Origin of the sequence: Plectonema radiosum NIES-515, from assembly GCF_025753815.1 — a bacterium.
Taxonomy (GTDB): domain Bacteria; phylum Cyanobacteriota; class Cyanobacteriia; order Cyanobacteriales; family Nostocaceae; genus Hassallia; species Hassallia radiosum_A.
In genome coordinates this window covers 1-19,826 of record NZ_JAOWRF010000008.1, presented here as the reverse complement: position 1 = coordinate 19,826, position 19,826 = coordinate 1, and the positions used below count along the sequence as shown (strand labels likewise).

Sequence of the window (19,826 nt, the reverse complement as noted above, 5' to 3'; positions counted from 1 at the left end):
CTCCCCCCCTCTCCCTTTCCCTCTTGACCGCAGAAGCAAGAGCGCAATCATCAATTAAAGCGTGTCGTACAGCTTTAATTCCACCGATGCGATTTAAGGCTTCTCTACGAATGAGAATACAGCCCCCGGCAGCTGCGGCTGTTGTATTATTTGGATCGTTAACCCAGTCAAAGGGATAGATTTTTTGGAAGAAAAAGACAAAAGCCGGAATTAAAAGTTGTTCCCAAAGGCTTTTGCAGCGAAGTCGCACCATTACCGAAACCAAATCTAAATTATCTTTTTCAGCTTTGGCAACAAGTCTCTGAAGATTTGCGACATCATGCTCAATATCTGCATCGGTGAGCAAATAATAATCGGGTTTTTCTAGAGACGTTGCATCCGGTTTTTCTAGAGACGTTGCATGCAACGTCTCTACAGCTTGAATGCCTTGTTCAATTGCCCATAGTTTACCAGTCCAGCCGGGAGGTAGGGCTTGGGCAGAAACTATTTGTAATTGGTGTGATTTATTTAAAGCGTGTGCCACAGATAAAGCTATATCTGGAGTGCCGTCTGTGCTGTGGTCGTCTACAAGAAAGACGGAGAAGGAGCCGTGATAATCTTGACGTAGAAGCGATCGCAAACTAACTGGTAGCAAATCAGCTTCGTTACGTGCCGGAATTACCGCACACACCGTAGGTAATGATTCTAGCAGTGTTTCTCCTACCTCTAGTTGCTGGTCTGTTCGCCAAAACTGACCCCGCAAAGTCAATAATCCAATCCAAATTACCAAAGATAAGAGCATTACCCCGAATATAATTCCTTCCATAGCCTCTTGCCAATTCACTGCCTCTGTGAGCAAAATACTATGTTTGCTGACTGTATGCAAAGAACTTTTTTCTCTAATGCTGTGTCGGTAATCTTGTTAATATTGAGTAATATTACATGCAAACTCAAGATAGAGTAACAGTCAATAAAGTTACAGAAGCGATCGCCAAGAGCCAAAATCATCTTCTCTCGATTCAAAATCCCCTAGGTTATTGGTGTGCCGAGTTAGAATCTAATGTCAGTATCACTGCTGAAGTTGTCCTTCTGCATAAAATTTGGGGGACAGACTCTCAAAGACCTTTACACAAAGTCGAAACCTACCTGCGTTCTCAACAACGACAGCATGGTGGTTGGGAACTGTTCTACGGTGATGGCGGAGAACTTAGCGTTTCGGTAGAGGCTTACATGGCGCTTGCCCTACTAGGTGTCTCTGCAAGCGATTCGGCAATGAGAAGGGCGCGAGATTTCATTTTACAGCGCGGCGGCATCAGTAAAACTCGCATCTTTACAAAGTTTCACTTAGCACTGATTGGCTGCTACAACTGGCAGGGTCTTCCCTCGATTCCACCAGCAATTATGCTTCTGCCGGATGCTTTCCCATTTAATATCTATGAACTATCGAGTTGGGCAAGGTCAAGCACTGTCCCTTTATTAATTGTCTTTGATGATAAGCCGATTTATCAAATTGATTCAGCTATCACTTTAAATGAGTTGTATGTTGAAGGTGCAGATATCCAATTTGAATTACCTCGCAATGGTGATTGGACTGATTTATTCATCACCTTGGATAATGCTTTCAAGTTAGCAGAAAAGTTGAATTTAATGCCTTTGCGCTCTGAAGGTATTAAAGCCGCAGAAAAATGGATTGTAGAAAGACAAGAAGCAACCGGCGATTGGGGCGGAATTATTCCGGCGATGCTAAACTCAATGTTAGCTTTGAAGTCGCTCAATTACGATGTTAACGATCCGATTGTCGTTAGAGGTTTGCAAGCAATTGATAATTTTGCCATTGAAACTGAAGATTCTTACCGAGTGCAACCTTGTGTTTCTCCAGTTTGGGATACAGCTTGGGCAATGCGTGGTTTAATCGAATCTGGTTTAGCAGCGGATCATCCGACGGTAGTTAAAGCTGGAGAATTCTTGTTAGACAAGCAGATTTTGGATTACGGTGATTGGGCAGTTAAAAATCATCAAGGTAAACCAGGTGCTTGGGCATTTGAGTTTGAAAATCGCTTTTATCCAGATGTAGACGACTCTGCTGTGGTTGTCATGGCGTTGCAGATTGCGAAACTACCTAATGAACAATTAAAGCAGCAAGCGATCGCCCGCGCGATTAATTGGATGGCTTCGATGCAATGTCAAGCTGGTGGTTGGGCTGCATTTGATCTCAACAACAATCAAGAGTGGCTTAATTTAGTGCCTTATGGTGACTTGAAAGCGATGATCGATCCAAACACCGCTGATGTTACTGCCAGAGTATTAGAAATGCTGGGCGAATGCAAACAGTCAATTGATACTCAAAGCTTTGAGAAAGCGATCGTTTATCTCATGAACGAACAAGAAACCGATGGTTCCTGGTTTGGTCGTTGGGGAGTAAACTACATTTATGGAACTAGTGGTGTACTTTCCGCTCTTGCTTTAGTTGCACCGCAGACTCACAAAAGCAGTATCGAACGCGGTGCAACTTGGTTACTCAAATGTCAAAATCCCGATGGTGGTTGGGGTGAAACTTGTCGCAGTTACAACGATTCCAGTCTGAAAGGAAAAGGAAAAAGTACAGCATCCCAAACCGCTTGGGCAATAATAGGGTTGATAGCAGCACGTGAAGCGAAAGCAATAATAGCCCTGCCCGCAATTGAAAAAGGAATTAACTACCTTTTAGCAACTCAACAATCAGATGGTACTTGGGACGAATCAGAATTTACAGGTACTGGCTTTCCCTGTCACTTTTACCTAAAATATCACCTTTATCAACAATATTTTCCTTTAATAGCTTTAGCCCGCTATCAAAATCTCTAGTGTTTGATACTTTCGTATAAAAGACGTAGAGACGTAGCAATGCTACGTCTCTACAAGGGTTTCGCGCAATGCATCATTAATTTATACCAGATGTCAATTACCTATTTAAAAAATAATTATGAAAAAAAATAAAGCTTTTACCAGTGCTGGTAAACTTACAGCACTTCTATTCTTAATAACTATTTTCCTCACCCCTTTTGTCATAGTAAACGCTGGACAACGCGGGGTATTAATGCAATTTGGTGAAGTACAAGACACAATACTAGGAGAAGGAATTCACGTAATTATTCCTCTAGTTAATACTGTCAAAAAATTGAGTGTTCGAGTCCAAAGTCAGGAAATTTCCGCAGAAGCATCCTCAAGAGATTTACAAGATGTCTTCACCGATGTAGCGCTCAACTGGCATATCATTCCAGAAGAAGTAAATGTCATTTTTCAACAAATTGGAGATCAAAAAAGTGTTATAGAGCGTATTATAAATCCAGCGGTTGAAGAAGTACTCAAAGCCGTGATAGCAAAGTATACTGCTGAAGAAGTTATCACAAAAAGGGGGGAAGTCAAAGCAGGAGTTGACAATGCACTAACCACACGCTTAATTAACTATCATATTGCAGTTGATGATATTTCTCTAGTGCATGTCCACTTCTCACCGCAATTTAGCCAAGCAGTGGAAGCAAAACAAATTGCCGAACAAGAAGCAAAACAGGCAGAATTTATAGCGTTAAAGGCATCAAAACAAGCTCAAGCAAAAGTGAATCTTTCAAAAGGAGAGGCTGAAGCAAACAGTTTACTGCGTCAGACTTTGACTCCAGAAATACTGCAACGGCAAGCAATAGAAAAATGGGATGGCAAGTTGCCATTAATTATTGGTAAGGACGTTCCCAAATTGTTGAATTTGAGAGATTTGGTAGATGCTAATAAAAATTGATGGTATTGTTTGTTAATGGTTAGTTGTTATATCATGTTCGCTAAATTACACATATTGTAGAGACGTTCCTTTCGTAACGTCTCTAGGAGGGTTAGGGTGCAATACGCGGGCGTGTTAAGCCCCAAATACGAGCGTAGAGACGTAAGCTAGCTACGTCTCTACATACATCAAATCAATACCAAAAATCCTTAACACAAAGCGTATTGGGTTAGGGTGTTTTTATTACTGCTAAGGAACGTGGACGTGATATTAGTTGTTAACCACTAACAACTAACCATTAACTATTAGAGAAGAAAACGGGAGTATCAATAATCTTAAACTGAATTAATAAGATAATCACTAGAGTAAAAACTGTTGATGAAACTAGACCCGTGAATAATTCTTTTTTCAGGTTACGTTCTTTGGGTTGATTTTGAAAGACATCTACAGAGCCTAATTGCATTAAGAGAATTCCGACAACGTTAGATAGCCAGTAGCCGATAATTGAACAAGGTATAAGTAACTTTGGAGAAAATAAACTACATATATACCCAAAACCATAAGCGATTGGCAGATTGAATAATAAATCATTCCACCAACATAATGGCGATAGTAAATATCCAAGCACTAAAAAGAATCCACCTCGGAGTTTTTTCCACATGTCTGGTTGGATGACGACCTGATTCGCGGTTTGTGATGATTCGTCAGAGGTGGTTTGTCCGGCTACGCTTAATTGAGTGACTTCTTGGATGGTTGCCATGTTATTACATAAATACTATCGGCTTACCGTAGTTTATATAAAAACCCAGGAAAAGTCTACTCTACCAATAGAAAGATATCTATGCAGTTGATGAGCGATCGCCACATCAAAGGAATTCACGGTATTGGACAAAGTAAACACGTTACGAAAGGAACGTCTCTACGACGGTAGATATGTTTTTATTACTGTTAATTAAACGGACATGATATTACCCAGAACCCTTGATTAGACGTTGCATGTGCTACGTCTCTACATCTACATCTTTGTGTGGTAGATTCAATTGAAAACCGCTGTATTGATTGGGGTGCGTTAGCAAAACCCAACGCACCCCTTAACTGAAGACTTATATAATTAGTATTAGACATCTCCATAAAAGAGGTAGAGACGTAGCACATGCAACGTCTAATCAAGGGTTTTGGGCAACGCATAGTTCATTTCTGGAGATGTCTATTAGACATCTCCAAAAATTTCTGTAGAGACGCGAAATTTCGCGTCTCTACAAGGGGTTTGGTTGACGCATATTTAATTTTCACGTCTATGTCTATTAGTGATAAGCACCTATCAGGCTGTAAGTCAGAGCCACTAATACGAACAAATTCAGAATAATATAAATCAAATCACGCCGGCGAATAAAAGCCAAAAGGGAAACTATCACACGAACTATGGGAATAGCAATTAATAATAGCAGTCCCAGTTGAATTATCCCACGGCTACTACCTGAAAAAACAGCTTCTACGACACCTGTAGGAGAGCGAAACTCAGCTGGGGTTCCGCGAAAAAACTGATATTCAGCAGGTTCAGCACCGTGACGAATTAAATATAGAATACCGCCGAGTAAAACTACAGCACTAGCAATGAAAACGCCATATTTGAGAAGATTGCTAAGTAGATTTTCTAGTTGCTGCTCACTTGATGTTTTCGTGATGCTATTACTATCAATATCACGAGTTATTTTGTTAGCGCGTTCTGTTAACTCTTGAATGTCAGAATCTGGTTCTGACTGCAAAGGTAGTGCAACTAGTTCAACCTTTGACTGAACCGATGATTTCCACTCCCAATCCGACGAACTAAATTTATACATTTTACAGCCCCCCTAATAGACTGTTGTAGACCATCTTCAAAGCCATTACCACCAGCACAAGGCTGAAGATAATTCGCAAAATCTGGGTTTTAGCTCCCACTAGAACTTTTGCACCCAAAAAAGCACCAGGAAGTACCCCCAACATCACTGGCATTGACAATCCCGGATCGATGTAACCTCGTGCTAAGTAAACCCCTGCTGATGCAGCTGCTGTCACACCAATCATAAAATTGCTGGTAGTGGTAGAAACTTTGAAGGGTAGACCCATAGCTTGATCCATCGCTAATACTTTGAATCCTCCCGAACCAATGCCAAGTAAACCAGAAAGCACTCCAGCTACTAACATGACGCTAAACCCAGCTGGCACTCCTTGAACTTGATAAGACATCAATCCATTAGGAGTTGGGTAAGTACCATTGAGTTTCAGATAGTTTGCCAGAAAGTCGGTTGACTCAGTTTCGAGATTTTCTGGTCTAGGTTGTTGTGAAAGGTATGCTGAATAAATTAAAACGATCGCAAGCACAATCGTCAGCGCTTTGACAGAAATAAAACTAGCAATTAAAGCACCAACTATCGCACCAATTGTTGTTGCCACTTCCAGAAACATTCCCAAGCGTAAATTAGTGTAGCCTTTTTTTATATAAGTACATGCTGCACCGGAAGAAGTCGCAATTACAGACACCAGTGAAGCACCAACAGCGTAGCGGATATCAACGCCAAACATTGAAGTTAATAAAGGAACAATTACTACTCCACCCCCTAACCCAGTCAGCGCACCCAGAAAACCAGCGCTAAATGACCCTATCCAAACTAGTAAAGAAAATTCTAGGATATTCAAATTTTATTTTCCTCTATTTTGAAGTCTATATAACAAGGCTAGGATAATTTTTTATGCTTTATTTAAATTTAAATGGCAGGGGGTGAAGACAAAGTATTATTGGGCACAAAAAATGATTTTTTTGTCACTTTCTGCCCCAGGGGATAATTTTTGTGGGCAATGCTCACAAAGAAAACGAGATTTCGCCATTAAATAAGTTTAGTAGTGTCAACGTGCCACTATCTACCATAATAAAAGCACCTAGTCCGATCAGCACAAAAGGCATAAACTTATTGCCGTAGCGAGTCATAACAAGAGCGATCGCTTTGTTGTGGGTTAATTTATATGCCGTGTAACACAACACTCCTACCAACACAAAAAATACGCCTAGAATTACCAGCAGACTTTCCGTGGTACTGCTAGCAAACAAAGGCACATAGATGCTAATGTTGTCAGTACCATTAGCAACCGTCACGGCTGCCACACTGTAAACTTGCATTCTTGTTAACTTCGCAATAAATGAGTTGTTATACGCTGTTTCTCCCTCCTCTTCATCGCTTGCATCTTCAAAATTGAGCAAGCATTTTATACCGATTAGTATTGGCACTAAGCCAAATAGTCCAATCAAAGGACGCGGTACAATTAAACCGCCAAAGAAACCGGGAATACTGAGGATTATTAGTGTTGCAAAGCCTATATACTGACCTGCAACGATATGCCAACGACGGAACGTAACATTCACTTGTGAAAAAAACAGCGTTAGGAGAATAATATCATCAATGTTGGTGGCACTGAAGGCTGTTACCCCTGTCAAGAGTGCAGTAACTAACTCGCTCATATTAATTTTAGATGCGTGAATTTTACGGAAAGTCTTAGCGCCGGCTTTCAGAGCGTTCAGAACATTTCAAGACGGATACGTGGATATGGGGAGTCAAAAGTCAATCCCTACGTTCCATTCAAAATTCCAAAATACCAATCCCCACGCATACATGCGGTGGCTTGAAATTTTGTATCGGGAATTTCGTGAAATGGTATTACAAGAATTACCGAGTCATGTCACAAAGGTTGTAACTTTACATTAGCTTCAGTTAAAAATTTTACATTCCAAAACCAGGCACAAGTTGGTACGTTCCACTTTTAATTAGGATGGAGAATCCCAAGTAGATTAATACAAACGGAAAGATTTTCCGACCATAACGAGCTAGAATCGGTGCCATGAGAGGATTACGAGTCATGTGGTAAGAGAGGAAGCACCACAGCCCAATAGTTAAATAGCAAACACACACAATTACCCCCAAACTAGGGAGATTGCTACTAGCAAACAACGGTACGTAGATTCCAATGTTGTTTGCTCCATTTGCAACGGTGACAGCGGAAACGCGGTAAGTTTGGCGATCGCGTATAGTTGCCCATAGTGATTGATTGCGGTGCTGAGGTTCATCAGAAGAGTTTAAAATTGACACAGTTTGCACCGATCCCTCTTCTTCTCGACTCATTAAATTACTGATACCAATCGTGATGGGAAGAAAACCTAACAATCCAATCCAGGCATCTGGAACAATTAAACCCCCGAAGAAACCAGGGAGACTAGCAAAAACTAATGCAGTGAATCCAAGAAATTCACCAAGAACAATATGCTTCGGACGAAAGGTACGATTGACTTTTCCGAAAAACGCAGTCAAGTATAAATTGTCGTCAAAGGTGGTGGCAAAAGCCGCAGAAATGCCAATAAATAAAGTACTAATTAGCCAAGTCATAATCGTTATACAATGATTAAATGCTGTTTTTCTTAATTTTTCTCTGCTTCTCGATGTGAGGATCAATCAGAAGCGGTGCGACTGGCAAACTGGTTGATGTTGATACTGACAAAAACTAGCCCAATTAAACCAACCAGAAAACTTAGCCAGATGCCGTTGACAAATATAGGACTCATATTTGATTTTTGAAATAAGTAGGTCGGCGTTAATAAACCGAACTATGTAAATAAACGTAAACGTCTGTGATTCCTTCGTAGTGAGCGCTTTAGCGCTAAAGCGCTCACTACAAACCTTTAATTTTTCACGCCGACTTACTTATACCTAGGGTGTATTAGCGAAGCCTAACGCACCCTACATATAATTAGATTTTTTCACGCAATCAAACCAGATTCCTATATGGGCAACGATTAAGCCGATGTTTGATGCTGGGATTGTTGTGGGTGTAATAACAGCGTCATATTCAGCTAAGACTTCTGGGTAATATTGGCAATCCGGCTTTAAGCCGTGTGTACTAGGTAGATGCAATTTGATTTTCCTTTTCCAAAATTTGTAGTGAGGAATGACGCATGTCTTGATTGGGTTACATGCAATTCATCGATAGATCAAAGGCAGAATTTTCCTTCTATTCAATTTCTGACTTTAACTGCGATTTATGAGAAATCTATCTAATAAATCAGTCTTTTCGTTCTTTCTATTTGTCAATACAGACTAATATTACACGATATTTTTTGATAATCAAGTAGGTAGTAAAAAAATATTTTACTTTTTTACAAATAATAATTAATTACCCCAAATCACATCGGAATACTGCCATTAAATTTAGCCAAAATTAACCAATCATTCACCCTAAAAAACAGTGATAAAAAATACATTATATCCGAAACACGATTTAAGTAATTCCAATTAATTCAACTCATAAAATCGCCAAAAGTCAATATTTATAAGCGATTTTAACTAATAAGCATGACTGCAACAGAGTAGTATAAAAATATTTTTTTTTGCTAAACTTGCGAAAAGAAAGCTCAAATGGTAAGGTAAAACATGAATTGTTAAGTAGCAAAAAAGCATTGTTCACAAAAATTCGGTTTTCATAGCCTCCATAATGTCGAGAATTATGTAGGACAGTCAAAAACTGTAATTTATAGAATTAAGGGCAAAGAATCATGAAAAATTTCAAATACATTTTGATGGCGGCGCTAGTTTTAGTAAATCTAATGTTTGCTCCACCTTCATTCGCAGATGCGCCAAGTTTTACCAAAAATCCTGACTACATCGCACTCACTAAAGAGATTAATAAATTGCAGACTCTTAAAGAAACACATGCGGCTGTAGAAGGTTTCACAACTGAGGAGATTGATCATAAACTCAATGAGTTACAGTTTCAAAAATATGCCTTTGAGTCAGGCATTAACTGGGGGCAATGTCGTAATGAGACAGGAAAAACTTTAGCTGTTTACGGACCAGAACCAAATCTGGACGATGATGAATACTCCTTTGGAGCTTCACTGTATTTTTTAGCTGATGGTAAGACAACAAAAGATAAATGGGATTGCAAAGGAGTTTTTCTCCCCAGCGATATCAAAGCTGTTGCCCTCACTCCTGGTGGACAAAATCAAGACTTCACTGGTGGTGTTGTCATCAAGGTTCCTGTTGGAACTAAGTTAGTATTGAAGACAAATGCAGATACTGGGGCAATTGAATTCAATCAGGCTGGTACTCAAGTCTTGAAACCAGGTGAAGTAAACTGGTTTATCCCGAATGTGTCGCAAGCGATTGTAGATGCACGAGTTACCAATGCACCTACTAATAAGAGTTGAGGAGATAGTGGTTAGTTGGTAGTGGATAAACGTAGTAACGGCTGAAGCCGTTAAAATCCAAGAGCGACGAGCGGTAAACCGCTCACTACGAACTAGGAGAGTATTTTACGTTTAATTTCGCCCACTTACTTATCAACTAACTTTTGTACAGACGTTCCAGTGGAACGTCTCTATCGCACCAACAACCAACAACCAACAACTATCCAAATGGCTATAACTGTGTTTCTTCCGGAAGTAATGATGTTTCCTCTACTGGTTGTTCATTCACATCGGTTGCTTTAGTCAAATGCGGTTTGATAATCAGATTTACCCCAATTGCCCAAGCTAATGCAACCATCCATCCTGCAAGAATATCACTAGGAAAGTGAACGCCAAGGTAAAGTCGCGTCCAGCCGATCGCAACGACGAATAAACTGCCGAAAATCAAAACTAACCAGCGCAAGTTGCTATTCCAAGCTAAAACTACCAAAACTGCTATCAGTGTCATACTCGTCATCGCATGACCACTAAAAAAGGCATAACTGAGTTCATGAGCGGTTGACTGACAGTGCAAAAATATCTAACTGGGTCTGTGCTGTTTTGTGAATTGCTATCAATATCGGCACATCCCACGGAAAGCCACCTTCATGTTGCCATACTTCTAAGGCAAGTAACCCAAAGACTTGCTCCCGGTAAATAAACCCCGATAAATAAAATTAGCAGAGAACGCCAACGAGCAATCAACAGTTTTTTGATCAAGCTCAAAGGCGATTTTTGTTGTTGGCGATCGCTTTTGACGTTTTCTAATTTTTCCATATTAAATACACCCTTCGACCTACTTAAACAATTCTTAGATGCCATCTAAGTCATCATCCAGAAAAAGTTGGATTTTTTTCATGGCATTTGATTACATAATTTTAAAACTATCTTCTAAATTTATACATAACGTAACACTCCATTATCCGTAAACGTTCAGTAACTTTTATGACTATAATAAACTGAGTATCTAGTTTCACCATGTAATTAGGTAATCTACAAAACTGTGGACTAGACGTTTGCTTATGATTATGGTTAAAATACGGTAAGTCAGTCGGCTTTTAGTATTTTAGAAGTAAAATACTAGAAAAGTCAGTCAGCAGGAGAAGCGTCCTATCGGCAGTTACGACCTGCTGAACAAGGGAAAAGTGCGATCGTGCTAAAAAACTCACTCCAACGGCTTTTTTGGTCAGGATCTTAAATCCCCAAAGCCTTCGTTAAATAACCTTTGTGTTTCTCATTCAATTAGAAACACGAAAATTTTTGCTGTCTACATTACCACAGTTGAAAACCCCCCATTTGGGATAGGAGTATGAACTATTTATTACTACCACTGTTAAGCTTCTTTGTTGGCATCATCGTTGGTTTAACAGGAATTGGCGGAGCATCTCTCATCACCCCAATGTTGATTTTTGTATTCCAAGTTCCACCTTCCGTGGCTGTTAGTTCTGATGTCGTGGCTGCCACACTAATGAAGATTGTTGGCAGTGTCAAGCACTATCAACAGAAAACCCTCGACATGCAAGTTGTCCAATGGCTGGCATTTGGAAGTGTCCCAGGATCGCTCTTTGGGGTGGGGATTTTGCACCTAATTAGGCGTAATGGTGGATCTAGCCTGGATTATATTCTGCTACACTTGCTTGGGGTGATGATTCTGTTAGTTACAGTCTTAGCACTCCTACAATTGCTACTTTTGACTTTTTTCCCCAAGTTTACCCTACCCGAACTGCCAAAGTTTGACTTAAAAACTAACTTGGGTCGTTTTCTGACGATGACAATAGGAGCAGTTTTAGGCTGTTTAGTCGGTTTAACTAGTGTTTCTTCCGGTTCAATGTTTGCACTGGTATTGATTGGCTTTTTCCGCCTTGATGCTCGTAAATTAGTGGGTACAGACATTTCACAAGCCGCGATTTTATTGTTTTTTACCTCCCTCGGACACCTCACCTTGGGAACAGTTAATTGGAGTCTGGTAGTACCGATTTGGATAGGCTCAGTTCCAGGAGTATTACTAGGCGCTAAAATCTGTCAAATCGCGCCTCAACGCCCACTGCGGTTTATCATTTACACAATATTGATGATGGTTAGTTGGAAGTTAGTTTATCAAGCGTAATGGATAGTGGATAGTGGATAGTGGATAGTGGTTATGAGTACTTTTTTACAACTAACAACCAACAACTAAGAACTAACAACCAACAACTAACAACTAACAACCAACAATGTTAAGCTTTCACCCACGGCAATAGATTGAATGTACCTCTTTCATACATTATAAAAAGTCCCAAGCAAATTAAGACATAGGGGACAAGAATGTTACCGTAGCGAGTTAAAATATCAGCAATGGTAGGTTGAAGGGTTAATAGGTAAGCAATCAAGCACCAAACCCATACCATGACAAAAAATACACTCAAAATCACTCCCAGGCTGGCAAAATTATGACCAGCGAATAAGGGAATATAAATACTAATGTTATCACCACCATTGGCAATGGTTACTGCCGCTACTTTATATGTATTAGGATGCAAAAGACTCAATATAAAAGATATTATGGGGTTTCTGTGTGAGGACTGTTTAAAATCACTGGTTACTGTTTGAACTTCTGTAGTTTCTTCTTCCTGACTCAGCAGTTGCTTTATACCAATTACTATTGGTAGTATTCCGAGTAATCCAATTAATTCTCGCCGCACTACCAAGCCACCGAAAAATCCTGGTAAGCTAGCGATGATGATGGCGGCAAAACCAAGGTACTGACCAAAAAAGATATGTCGGCGACGAAAGTTAGGATTTATCTGTGAAAAAAATAGCAGCAGGATTATGATGTCATCGATATTAGTAAAGAAGAAGGCGATTATCCCTTCTATGAAAGCTGTCCCAAGCTTATTCATGCTGGATTGTCGGATAATGTTATTTATATACTAGATTAAACGAACCGCCTTGGCGCTAGCCTCTCCCTTCGGGAGAAGGCGCCAAGGACACCAAGAAAGAGTAAGAGAAGAATGAATGAGTTAGTTGCTGCGATTGGTACTGGGGTAACGGCGTTTACTGCTACGAATATTGATGATATTGTGATTTTGTTACTGTTTTTTTCCCAGGTGAATGCTACTTTTCGCCGTCGTCATATTGTTGTTGGTCAGTATTTAGGTTTTACGGTGCTGGTAATTTTTAGTCTTCCCGGTTTCTTTGGAGGGTTGATTTTATCGCCACACTGGATTGGATTGCTAGGTTTGATGCCAATGGCAATAGGTATTAGTAGTTTGGTTAATTCTGAAGATGCATCGACCCAAGAGAAGACAGAAATAGAAGAATTTGATGATTTAAATATTACTAGTTTTTTTGCTCCCCAGACTTATAGTGTAGCGGCTGTGACTATTGCTAATGGTAGTGACAATATCAGTGTTTATGTGCCGTTGTTTGCTAACAGCAGTTTTGTCAGCTTATTAATAATATTTATTATATTCTCTGTACTTTTAGCTGTTTGGTGCTGTGTAGCAGAGAAATTAACTTATCAGAGTACAATAGCTCAACTGATAACTCGCTATGGCAATTATTTTGTGCCTTTTGTGCTGATGGCATTAGGTGCTTTTATTGTCTTGAAAAGTGAAGCGTTAAGTCTAACTAAATTAATTCTTAGTTGTATGTGTTTGGCTGTTTTGCTGAAAAAAGATGGGGATTCTGTTAATAAGGGATAAGTAAAAATTAAATACCCATAAATAAACTTACAGAGAAGTAGTAAGTAGACATCGACCTAATTTAATTATGCGTTGCCCGAAACGCTTGTAGAGACGCGAAATTTCGCGTCTCTACATTCAAATTTCGGAGATGTCTAGTGTAAGCGAAACTTCGGAGGGCTTCAAACTTTATACCTTTTACCAAGAGCGTTAAATTTAATTGAGCGCCATATTTCAACATTGCCCGTCGTTCTATGCTCATCCTATGGGGTATTGTTAGAATAAGATGGTAACTCCGTTCTGCTGCCACCAGAGAATAAAGCAATTCCGGTGTTAGCAGTCGGTTCTAGGAAAATTGTCTTTTTAGGGGAAATCAAGCTAGGGATCTTTGCCGCTTCTACCATACTCAAGTTAATGCGGTCTTTTACTTTATCGGATGGGTTCATACAATAAGCTTGACCACTATTTGCGCTTTGCGCTTTGGATTTTGTAATCTTCTTCAACTGAACTAAACGAGTCCGTCCGATTAACTCCCTCGTAGTTTATGAGCGCAATCCAGATATGAGTATTCTTCAATTGCTAAATGTAATACATGGGATTCTGCTGTGTCCTTTGATCTCGTTCTTGACACATATCTTGGAGTGTATAGTTCCTCAAAACTTCAACCGCAGCATTGTTAGCTTGTAGCCAAATGTCTTGCACCAGATTCTTTTCTAGGGTGGGAGGTTCTGAGCTTTCTTTCGGTTTGCGATCGCCTTCCACCAAATTGACAATTTCCAGCAAGGTAATTTGCCAAGGTTCACGAACTAAAAGAAAGCCTCCCCTAGAACCGCGTTGACTCTTAATCACACCCGCACGTCGCAGACTAGTAAGAATTTGTTCCAGATAGCGTTCTGGAATCGGTTGCTGGGCAATAATCTCGCTCATCGTCAAAGGAACTTTTTTGTCGTGATGGCTCGCTAGTTGTAAAAGTGCTAGCAGAGCATATTCGACTTTAGAAGACAGATCCAACAGAGCGTAATTTGGGCTATTCAAGTCTCTACTCAATATACTACGGTTTTTAGATAGAGTTAAGGTATTTAGCGGCGAGCTTAATTTTTCTCAAACTAAGGGATGTGAGTGATCGCATCGCAATTATCACTGACGAAAATATCTAAATTCTATCGACTTACCGTAGATTATCCATCATAATTCCGATCTTGGGAATTATTTAGGTTTTTGATTTTATCTCCCTCAGCTACAAAGATCCAAACTTCCTTATGCTACTAACTGATTTGCGAACGATTTATGAGCGCGATCCAGCTGCCCGTAACTGGCTGGAAGTGTTGTTTTGCTATCCCGGACTTCAAGCCATAGTGCTTCATCGCCTCGCACATCGGCTGGAGAAAATAGGGATGCCCTTTATACCTCGGTTTATTTCCCATCTCAGTAGATTTTTGACGGGAATTGAAATTCACCCAGGAGCAACCATTGGCAAGGGTGTTTTTATCGACCACGGTATGGGAGTAGTTGTTGGCGAAACAGCGATAATCGGCGACAATGCCCTAATTTATCAAGGTGCTACCCTCGGCGGTACCGGGAAACAAAGCGGCAAGCGTCATCCCACTTTAGGTAATAATGTAGTTGTCGGCGCAGGGGCAAAGGTATTAGGCAACATTAAAATCGGCGATAATGTCCGCATCGGTGCCGGTTCGGTGGTACTGCGAGATGTGCCTAGTAACACGACTGTAGTCGGAATTCCCGGACGTGTAACTCGTCAAGACAACACAAGTGTTAATCCTTTGGCTCATGATAAAGTGCGGGATGTGGAAGCCGAGGTCATACGCGCTTTATTTGAACGAGTCAAGACTCTAGAGAAACAAGTTGTCGAGATGGAAAGTAAATTACATATGTCCGTCATCCAAGTAGATAACGGACAAACCGATAACAGTAAGTGCAATACAGATTCGGTAATCGAAGACTTTCTCGATGGTGCGGGAATTTAGCATATAAAAGTTAGGAGTTAAGAGTGAGGAGTGAGGAGAAGTTAGGAGTGAGGAGTGAGGAGTGAGGAGTGAGGAGTGAGGATTGCCTCGTTAAGAGTCTCAGACTCTTAATGTGATACAGGAGGCTCTGCCTAGAGTCAAACCTGGTGGAGGCAGAGCCTCCCACAAGAGCATTACAAGTCAGAGCGTTGTAAGGAGAGTAACTTCTAACTCCAAACTCCAACAGGGCAAACTCCTTTTAAGCATAAGCCGGAAAAACTCTTGCTTGCTTGGGTTTAACGTAGACTCGCTGGTTTTGTTTTAGTGGAAGTTGATTGAATTGCTCTCGGCTGAGGTGAGCATTTATCCTTTCCCCAGACTCTAGAATTAACTCGATGCGAATTTCCCAACCTAAGTGAATTATGTTGTCAACTTTGGCTGGTGCTGCATCTTCGACCCTCTGGGGTTGAATGAGAATGTCATGAGGACGTAAAAATACGCGATCGCTCGCAGTTACCGAATGATTGCCTGTTTGAATACCAGAGTTACCAGGTAAGATATTCACTGGACCAATAAAGCTCATGACAAATGGTGTTGCTGGGTGGTCGTAAATCTCTGCCGGAGTGCCAACTTGCTCGACTCGACCTTTATTCATCACCACAATTTCATCAGCAACTTCCATTGCTTCTTCTTGGTCGTGGGTGACAAAGACTGTGGTTACATGCACATCTTCATGCAGACGTCGCAACCACATTCTTAAATCTTTGCGTACTTTCGCATCTAATGCGCCAAAGGGTTCATCTAGTAGCAAGATTTGCGGCTGAACTGCTAAAGCACGCGCTAAGGCTACTCTTTGCCGTTGTCCCCCAGATAATTGTGAGGGATAGCGATCGCCTAATCCACTCAACTGCACCAAATCTAAAAGTTCCTCTACTCGCACCTTTATCCGGTTTTTGGGAGCTTTGCGGAGTTCTAGGGCAAAACCGATATTCTGTCGCACTGTCAGATGCTTAAATAAGGCATAGTGCTGAAATACAAAGCCAATATTACGCTCTTGCACCCGCTTGTGAGTGGCATTTTCACCAACTATCCACACTTGACCGGAACTAGGTGTCTCTAGTCCAGCAATCATCCGCATTAATGTTGATTTTCCCGAACCAGACGGACCCAAAAGCGCAACCAAAGAGCCAGTTTTAAAGTTCAAGCTCACAGAATCCACTGCGTGGAAAGAACCATAGTGTTTGGAAACATTCTCAACTGCTATCCCCATAGGAAATCCTTCCAGAAATTGATATATTTTGAATACTACGGTTAATGTATCGGATAATAGGATTATTTGCAATAATGTCTTTATACTCTGCCCCGGCAAATTCTGTAAGTAAGAATACAGTTCAATATTTTTCCCGTCGCTCCTTGTTGCCACAACAGACTCATACTCTGTGGAAAATTGAAACAGGGGTTGTACGAACATTTACTTATCTCGAAGACGGTACGAGCGTGACTCTGGGAGTGTGGGGATCGGGAGATATTGTTGGCAAAGCTTTGTCAAAAGTCGAACCGTATCAGATGGAGTGTCTCACCAAAGTGCAAGGGACAATCTTGAATTTGCAAGGGTGGGATCAAATTACAGAGGTATTGCTGGCACACATTCAACAAGCTGAAGAATTGATGATTGTTCGTGGCTATAAAACGGTTGATATCATGCTGATCAAGCTGTTGACATGGTTATCTAAAAGGTTTGGTCGTGAAGTTGAACAAGGACGTTTGATAGATATGCGTCTGACTCATGAAGACATTGCCGATTTATTGGGTTCAACTCGTGTGACAATCACTCGTGTTTTGAGGCAATTAGAACAGGAAGGCTTTATTCACCGTCTGAGTCTACATCGAATTGTGCTGCGAGAAGAAGAGATTTGGCACTATGAGATTTAAATCCTCATTCTTGTTGCGATCGCTCCAGATTAAATCAGGCATTCTGAAGTATCTTGAGGCTAACGGCATTAATCTCTATAGTTCACAGATGCGATCGCTATGTGCCAATTACTCGGAATGAACTGCAATGTCCCCACGGATATTTGCTTTTCTTTTGAAGGATTTTCTGCGCGGGGAGGAAAAACTGACGACCATAGTGATGGTTGGGGGATTGCTTTTTTTGAAGGCAAAGGATGTCGGCTTTTTATCGATGCCAAACCCTCGGTTAGTTCTCCAATCGCAGAGGTGGTACGATGCTACCCCATCCACTCTACCCATGTGATTGCCCATATCCGCAAAGCTACTCAAGGGGAAATTAGTTTAGAAAATTGCCATCCCTTCCGTCGGGAACTGTGGGGAAAGTACTGGGTATTTGCTCACAATGGAGATTTACCAGATTTTCACCCTCAATCTATGGGGTTTTATCATGCTGTCGGCACAACCGATAGTGAAAGAGCGTTTTGCTTGATACTAGAAACCTTAAGACAACGCTTTCCCGGAGGTCAGCCTAACGTTAAAGAACTTTATTTAGCACTTCGGGAAATTACTGATTTAATTTCTCTTTATGGTACTTTTAATTACTTATTATCGGAGGGAGAGCATTTTTTTGCTCACTGCTCAACTAAGCTTAGTTACATTGTACGACAAGCGCCCTTTGCAGCGGCTCACTTGATTGACCAAGATGTAACTGTAGATTTCCAAGAATTGACGACTTCGAGCGATCGCGTTGCTGTTATCGCTACTACCCCCCTCACCGACAACGAAGTTTGGACGCAAATCAAAGAAGGAGAACTGCTAATATTTCAGGACGGTTTGCCCTTAAAATTTACATAGGTAATGGGGTATGGGGCATTGCCCAAATTTTTTATCTTCTCAAATCTACATATTATCTATCAACGATGTGGAGGTTTGCTATTGCATTTTTAGGTTGACCACTGTACTATCTATTGCACGGTATGTATATCAATAAATAGTAGATTGATTAGGAGCAGAAAAAATGAGTTTTTGGCAACGCTCGCTGAAGCAATCGGGGTTTACCATTGAGCATTTGAGCCGTAGACTCAAGTTGCGTTCTTTTAAGGGCTTTGTATCGATGTTTTTAGTGGGAGCGATATTGAGTGTAGCGATCGCCTCATGTTCTGGTGGAAATGCCGATAATGCTAATAGCGGTGTTGGGACTTCTGGTGCTAGTCCTGTTGCAGCTAACAACAAAGACGTTGAACTAACCCTCGTTTCCTTTGCTGTCACCAAAGCCGTTCACGAAGCAATTATTCCTAAATTTGTCGAACAGTGGAAAAAAGACCATAACCAAAACGTCACCTTCAAGCAAAGCTACGGAGGTTCTGGTTCGCAAACTCGCGCTGTTATCGACGGTTTAGAAGCGGATGTCGTCCACTTAGCACTAGCATTAGACACCCAAAAAATTGAGAAAGCTGGATTAATTCAACCAGGATGGGAAAAAGAAGTCCCCAACAATGGTATTGTCTCAAAATCAGTTGCTGCCTTAGTCACCAGAGAAGGCAACCCCAAAGGCATTAAAACCTGGGCAGATTTGGGTAAAAATGGTGTCAAGCTAATTACCGCTGATCCGAAAACATCGGGTATTGCGCGTTGGAATTTCTTAGCACTATGGAATTCAGTAATTAAAACTGGTGGAGACGAAGCGAAAGCGACTGATTTTGTCACCAAAGTTTATACAAATGTACCTCTTTTGACCAAAGATGCCCGTGAAGCTAGCGATGCCTTCTTCAAGCAGGGTCAAGGAGACGCCTTAATTAACTACGAAAACGAAATTATCTTGGCACAACAAAAAGGCGAAAAAGTCAGTTATATCGTCCCTGATGTCAACATATCCATCGACAACCCCATCGCAGTCGTAGACAAAAACGTTGATAAGCACGGCACAAGAGAAGTAGCAGAAGGTTTTGTCAAATACCTTTATAGCCCCGAAGCACAGCAAGAATTCGCCAAATTAGGATTTCGACCAGTAGACGAGACAGCACCTGCAACCAAAGAACTTGCCGGCAAATATCCCAAAGTCAAAACCCTCGGTACAGTTGGTGACTACGGTGGTTGGGATACCGTGCAGACAAAATTCTTCGCTGATGGTGGTCTTTTCGACAAAATTCAAGCTCAAAAGAAATAGTCAATGGGGAATGGGGAATGGGGAATGGGGAATGGGGAATGGGGAATGGGGAATGGGGAATGGGGAATGGGTAATGTTGAAGATATGGCTCTCCCCTTGTCCC

22 protein-coding genes are annotated in these 19,826 nt (G+C 41.0%); 10 read left to right on the top strand and 12 right to left on the bottom strand.

From position 1 onward, the window contains the following. Nucleotides 1–865, bottom strand: an 865-nt coding sequence (locus tag OGM63_RS01065) for a glycosyltransferase (RefSeq protein ID WP_263743648.1), incomplete at its 3' end; no start/stop codon positions are given. Between the two features lie 56 nt (nt 866–921). Between OGM63_RS01065 and shc the strand changes: the two genes are divergently transcribed. Together shc and OGM63_RS01055 are read left to right on the top strand one after the other, a co-directional pair. Beyond that, nucleotides 922–2,823 carry a squalene--hopene cyclase gene (gene shc, locus OGM63_RS01060; RefSeq protein ID WP_263743647.1) on the top strand — a complete coding sequence of 634 codons (1,902 nt, stop codon included), beginning with the start codon at nt 922–924 and terminating at the stop codon, nt 2,821–2,823. A gap of 118 nt (nt 2,824–2,941) precedes the next feature. After that, nucleotides 2,942–3,751, top strand: a complete 810-nt coding sequence (locus OGM63_RS01055) for a prohibitin family protein (protein WP_263743646.1) — start codon at nt 2,942–2,944, stop codon at nt 3,749–3,751. A 277-nt stretch (nt 3,752–4,028) separates the two neighbouring features. Here OGM63_RS01055 and OGM63_RS01050 read toward each other — a convergent pair whose 3' ends face one another. From OGM63_RS01050 to OGM63_RS01030, 5 genes are all read right to left on the bottom strand, one after another. Then, nucleotides 4,029–4,490 (bottom strand): DUF7980 family protein, encoded by a 462-nt coding sequence (locus tag OGM63_RS01050; RefSeq protein ID WP_263743645.1) that lies wholly within the window; start codon nt 4,488–4,490, stop codon nt 4,029–4,031. 544 nt (nt 4,491–5,034) lie between these two features. Next, a complete protein-coding gene (locus OGM63_RS01045) occupies nt 5,035–5,571 on the bottom strand; it encodes a DUF1634 domain-containing protein (protein ID WP_263743644.1) in 537 nt (178 codons plus the stop codon). Between the two features lies 1 nt (nt 5,572). Further along, nucleotides 5,573–6,409 (bottom strand): sulfite exporter TauE/SafE family protein, encoded by an 837-nt coding sequence (locus OGM63_RS01040; RefSeq protein WP_263743643.1) that lies wholly within the window; start codon nt 6,407–6,409, stop codon nt 5,573–5,575. 163 nt (nt 6,410–6,572) lie between these two features. After that, nucleotides 6,573–7,226, bottom strand: a complete 654-nt coding sequence (locus OGM63_RS01035) for a cadmium resistance transporter (protein ID WP_263743642.1) — start codon at nt 7,224–7,226, stop codon at nt 6,573–6,575. 259 nt (nt 7,227–7,485) lie between these two features. Further along, nucleotides 7,486–8,145, bottom strand: a complete 660-nt coding sequence (locus OGM63_RS01030; protein ID WP_263743641.1) for a cadmium resistance transporter — start codon at nt 8,143–8,145, stop codon at nt 7,486–7,488. Nucleotides 8,146–9,308: 1,163 nt separating this feature from the next. Here OGM63_RS01030 and OGM63_RS01025 point away from each other — a divergent pair. Then, nucleotides 9,309–9,962, top strand: a complete 654-nt coding sequence (locus OGM63_RS01025; protein ID WP_263743640.1) for a hypothetical protein — start codon at nt 9,309–9,311, stop codon at nt 9,960–9,962. Nucleotides 9,963–10,173: 211 nt separating this feature from the next. On the opposite strand, the gene OGM63_RS01020 is transcribed toward OGM63_RS01025, so the two are convergent. Continuing rightward, entirely contained in the window at nt 10,174–10,515 is a 342-nt protein-coding gene (locus tag OGM63_RS01020; RefSeq protein ID WP_263743639.1) for a phosphatase PAP2 family protein, read from the bottom strand. 71 nt (nt 10,516–10,586) lie between these two features. Continuing rightward, nucleotides 10,587–10,757 (bottom strand): hypothetical protein, encoded by a 171-nt coding sequence (locus tag OGM63_RS01015; protein WP_263743638.1) that lies wholly within the window; start codon nt 10,755–10,757, stop codon nt 10,587–10,589. 532 nt (nt 10,758–11,289) lie between these two features. Between OGM63_RS01015 and OGM63_RS01010 the strand changes: the two genes are divergently transcribed. Further along, entirely contained in the window at nt 11,290–12,087 is a 798-nt protein-coding gene (locus tag OGM63_RS01010; RefSeq protein WP_263743637.1) for a sulfite exporter TauE/SafE family protein, read from the top strand. 109 nt (nt 12,088–12,196) lie between these two features. On the opposite strand, the gene OGM63_RS01005 is transcribed toward OGM63_RS01010, so the two are convergent. Next, nucleotides 12,197–12,859, bottom strand: a complete 663-nt coding sequence (locus OGM63_RS01005; RefSeq protein WP_263743636.1) for a cadmium resistance transporter — start codon at nt 12,857–12,859, stop codon at nt 12,197–12,199. 111 nt (nt 12,860–12,970) lie between these two features. Between OGM63_RS01005 and OGM63_RS01000 the strand changes: the two genes are divergently transcribed. Then, the gene (locus tag OGM63_RS01000; RefSeq protein ID WP_263743635.1) at nt 12,971–13,663 is read left to right on the top strand and encodes a cadmium resistance transporter; all 693 of its coding nucleotides are present in this window, start codon (nt 12,971–12,973) and stop codon (nt 13,661–13,663) included. A gap of 242 nt (nt 13,664–13,905) precedes the next feature. Here OGM63_RS01000 and OGM63_RS00995 read toward each other — a convergent pair whose 3' ends face one another. Next, nucleotides 13,906–14,088 (bottom strand): hypothetical protein, encoded by a 183-nt coding sequence (locus tag OGM63_RS00995; protein WP_263743634.1) that lies wholly within the window; start codon nt 14,086–14,088, stop codon nt 13,906–13,908. A 133-nt stretch (nt 14,089–14,221) separates the two neighbouring features. Continuing rightward, on the bottom strand, nt 14,222–14,677 hold the full coding sequence (locus OGM63_RS00990) for an RrF2 family transcriptional regulator (RefSeq protein ID WP_263743633.1): 456 nt from the start codon (nt 14,675–14,677) through the stop codon (nt 14,222–14,224). Between the two features lie 224 nt (nt 14,678–14,901). Here OGM63_RS00990 and cysE point away from each other — a divergent pair, with 224 nt between their 5' ends. Further along, entirely contained in the window at nt 14,902–15,627 is a 726-nt protein-coding gene (cysE, locus tag OGM63_RS00985; RefSeq protein WP_263743632.1) for a serine O-acetyltransferase, read from the top strand. Nucleotides 15,628–15,865: 238 nt separating this feature from the next. On the opposite strand, the gene OGM63_RS00980 is transcribed toward cysE, so the two are convergent. Then, nucleotides 15,866–16,876, bottom strand: a complete 1,011-nt coding sequence (locus OGM63_RS00980; RefSeq protein ID WP_263743631.1) for a sulfate/molybdate ABC transporter ATP-binding protein — start codon at nt 16,874–16,876, stop codon at nt 15,866–15,868. Between the two features lie 74 nt (nt 16,877–16,950). On the opposite strand from OGM63_RS00980, the gene OGM63_RS00975 reads away from it, so the two are divergent. The 4 genes from OGM63_RS00975 (at nt 16,951) to OGM63_RS00960 (ending at nt 19,723) form a co-directional block, all read left to right on the top strand. Next, nucleotides 16,951–17,538, top strand: a complete 588-nt coding sequence (locus tag OGM63_RS00975; RefSeq protein WP_263743630.1) for a Crp/Fnr family transcriptional regulator — start codon at nt 16,951–16,953, stop codon at nt 17,536–17,538. Continuing rightward, entirely contained in the window at nt 17,528–17,659 is a 132-nt protein-coding gene (locus tag OGM63_RS00970; RefSeq protein ID WP_263743629.1) for a hypothetical protein, read from the top strand. The genes OGM63_RS00975 and OGM63_RS00970 overlap by 11 nt, the downstream gene beginning before the upstream one ends. Continuing rightward, nucleotides 17,656–18,411 (top strand): class II glutamine amidotransferase, encoded by a 756-nt coding sequence (locus OGM63_RS00965; protein WP_263743628.1) that lies wholly within the window; start codon nt 17,656–17,658, stop codon nt 18,409–18,411. The genes OGM63_RS00970 and OGM63_RS00965 overlap by 4 nt, the downstream gene beginning before the upstream one ends. A gap of 163 nt (nt 18,412–18,574) precedes the next feature. Then, the gene (locus OGM63_RS00960) at nt 18,575–19,723 is read left to right on the top strand and encodes a sulfate ABC transporter substrate-binding protein (protein WP_263743627.1); all 1,149 of its coding nucleotides are present in this window, start codon (nt 18,575–18,577) and stop codon (nt 19,721–19,723) included. Nucleotides 19,724–19,826: the final 103 nt, after the last annotated feature.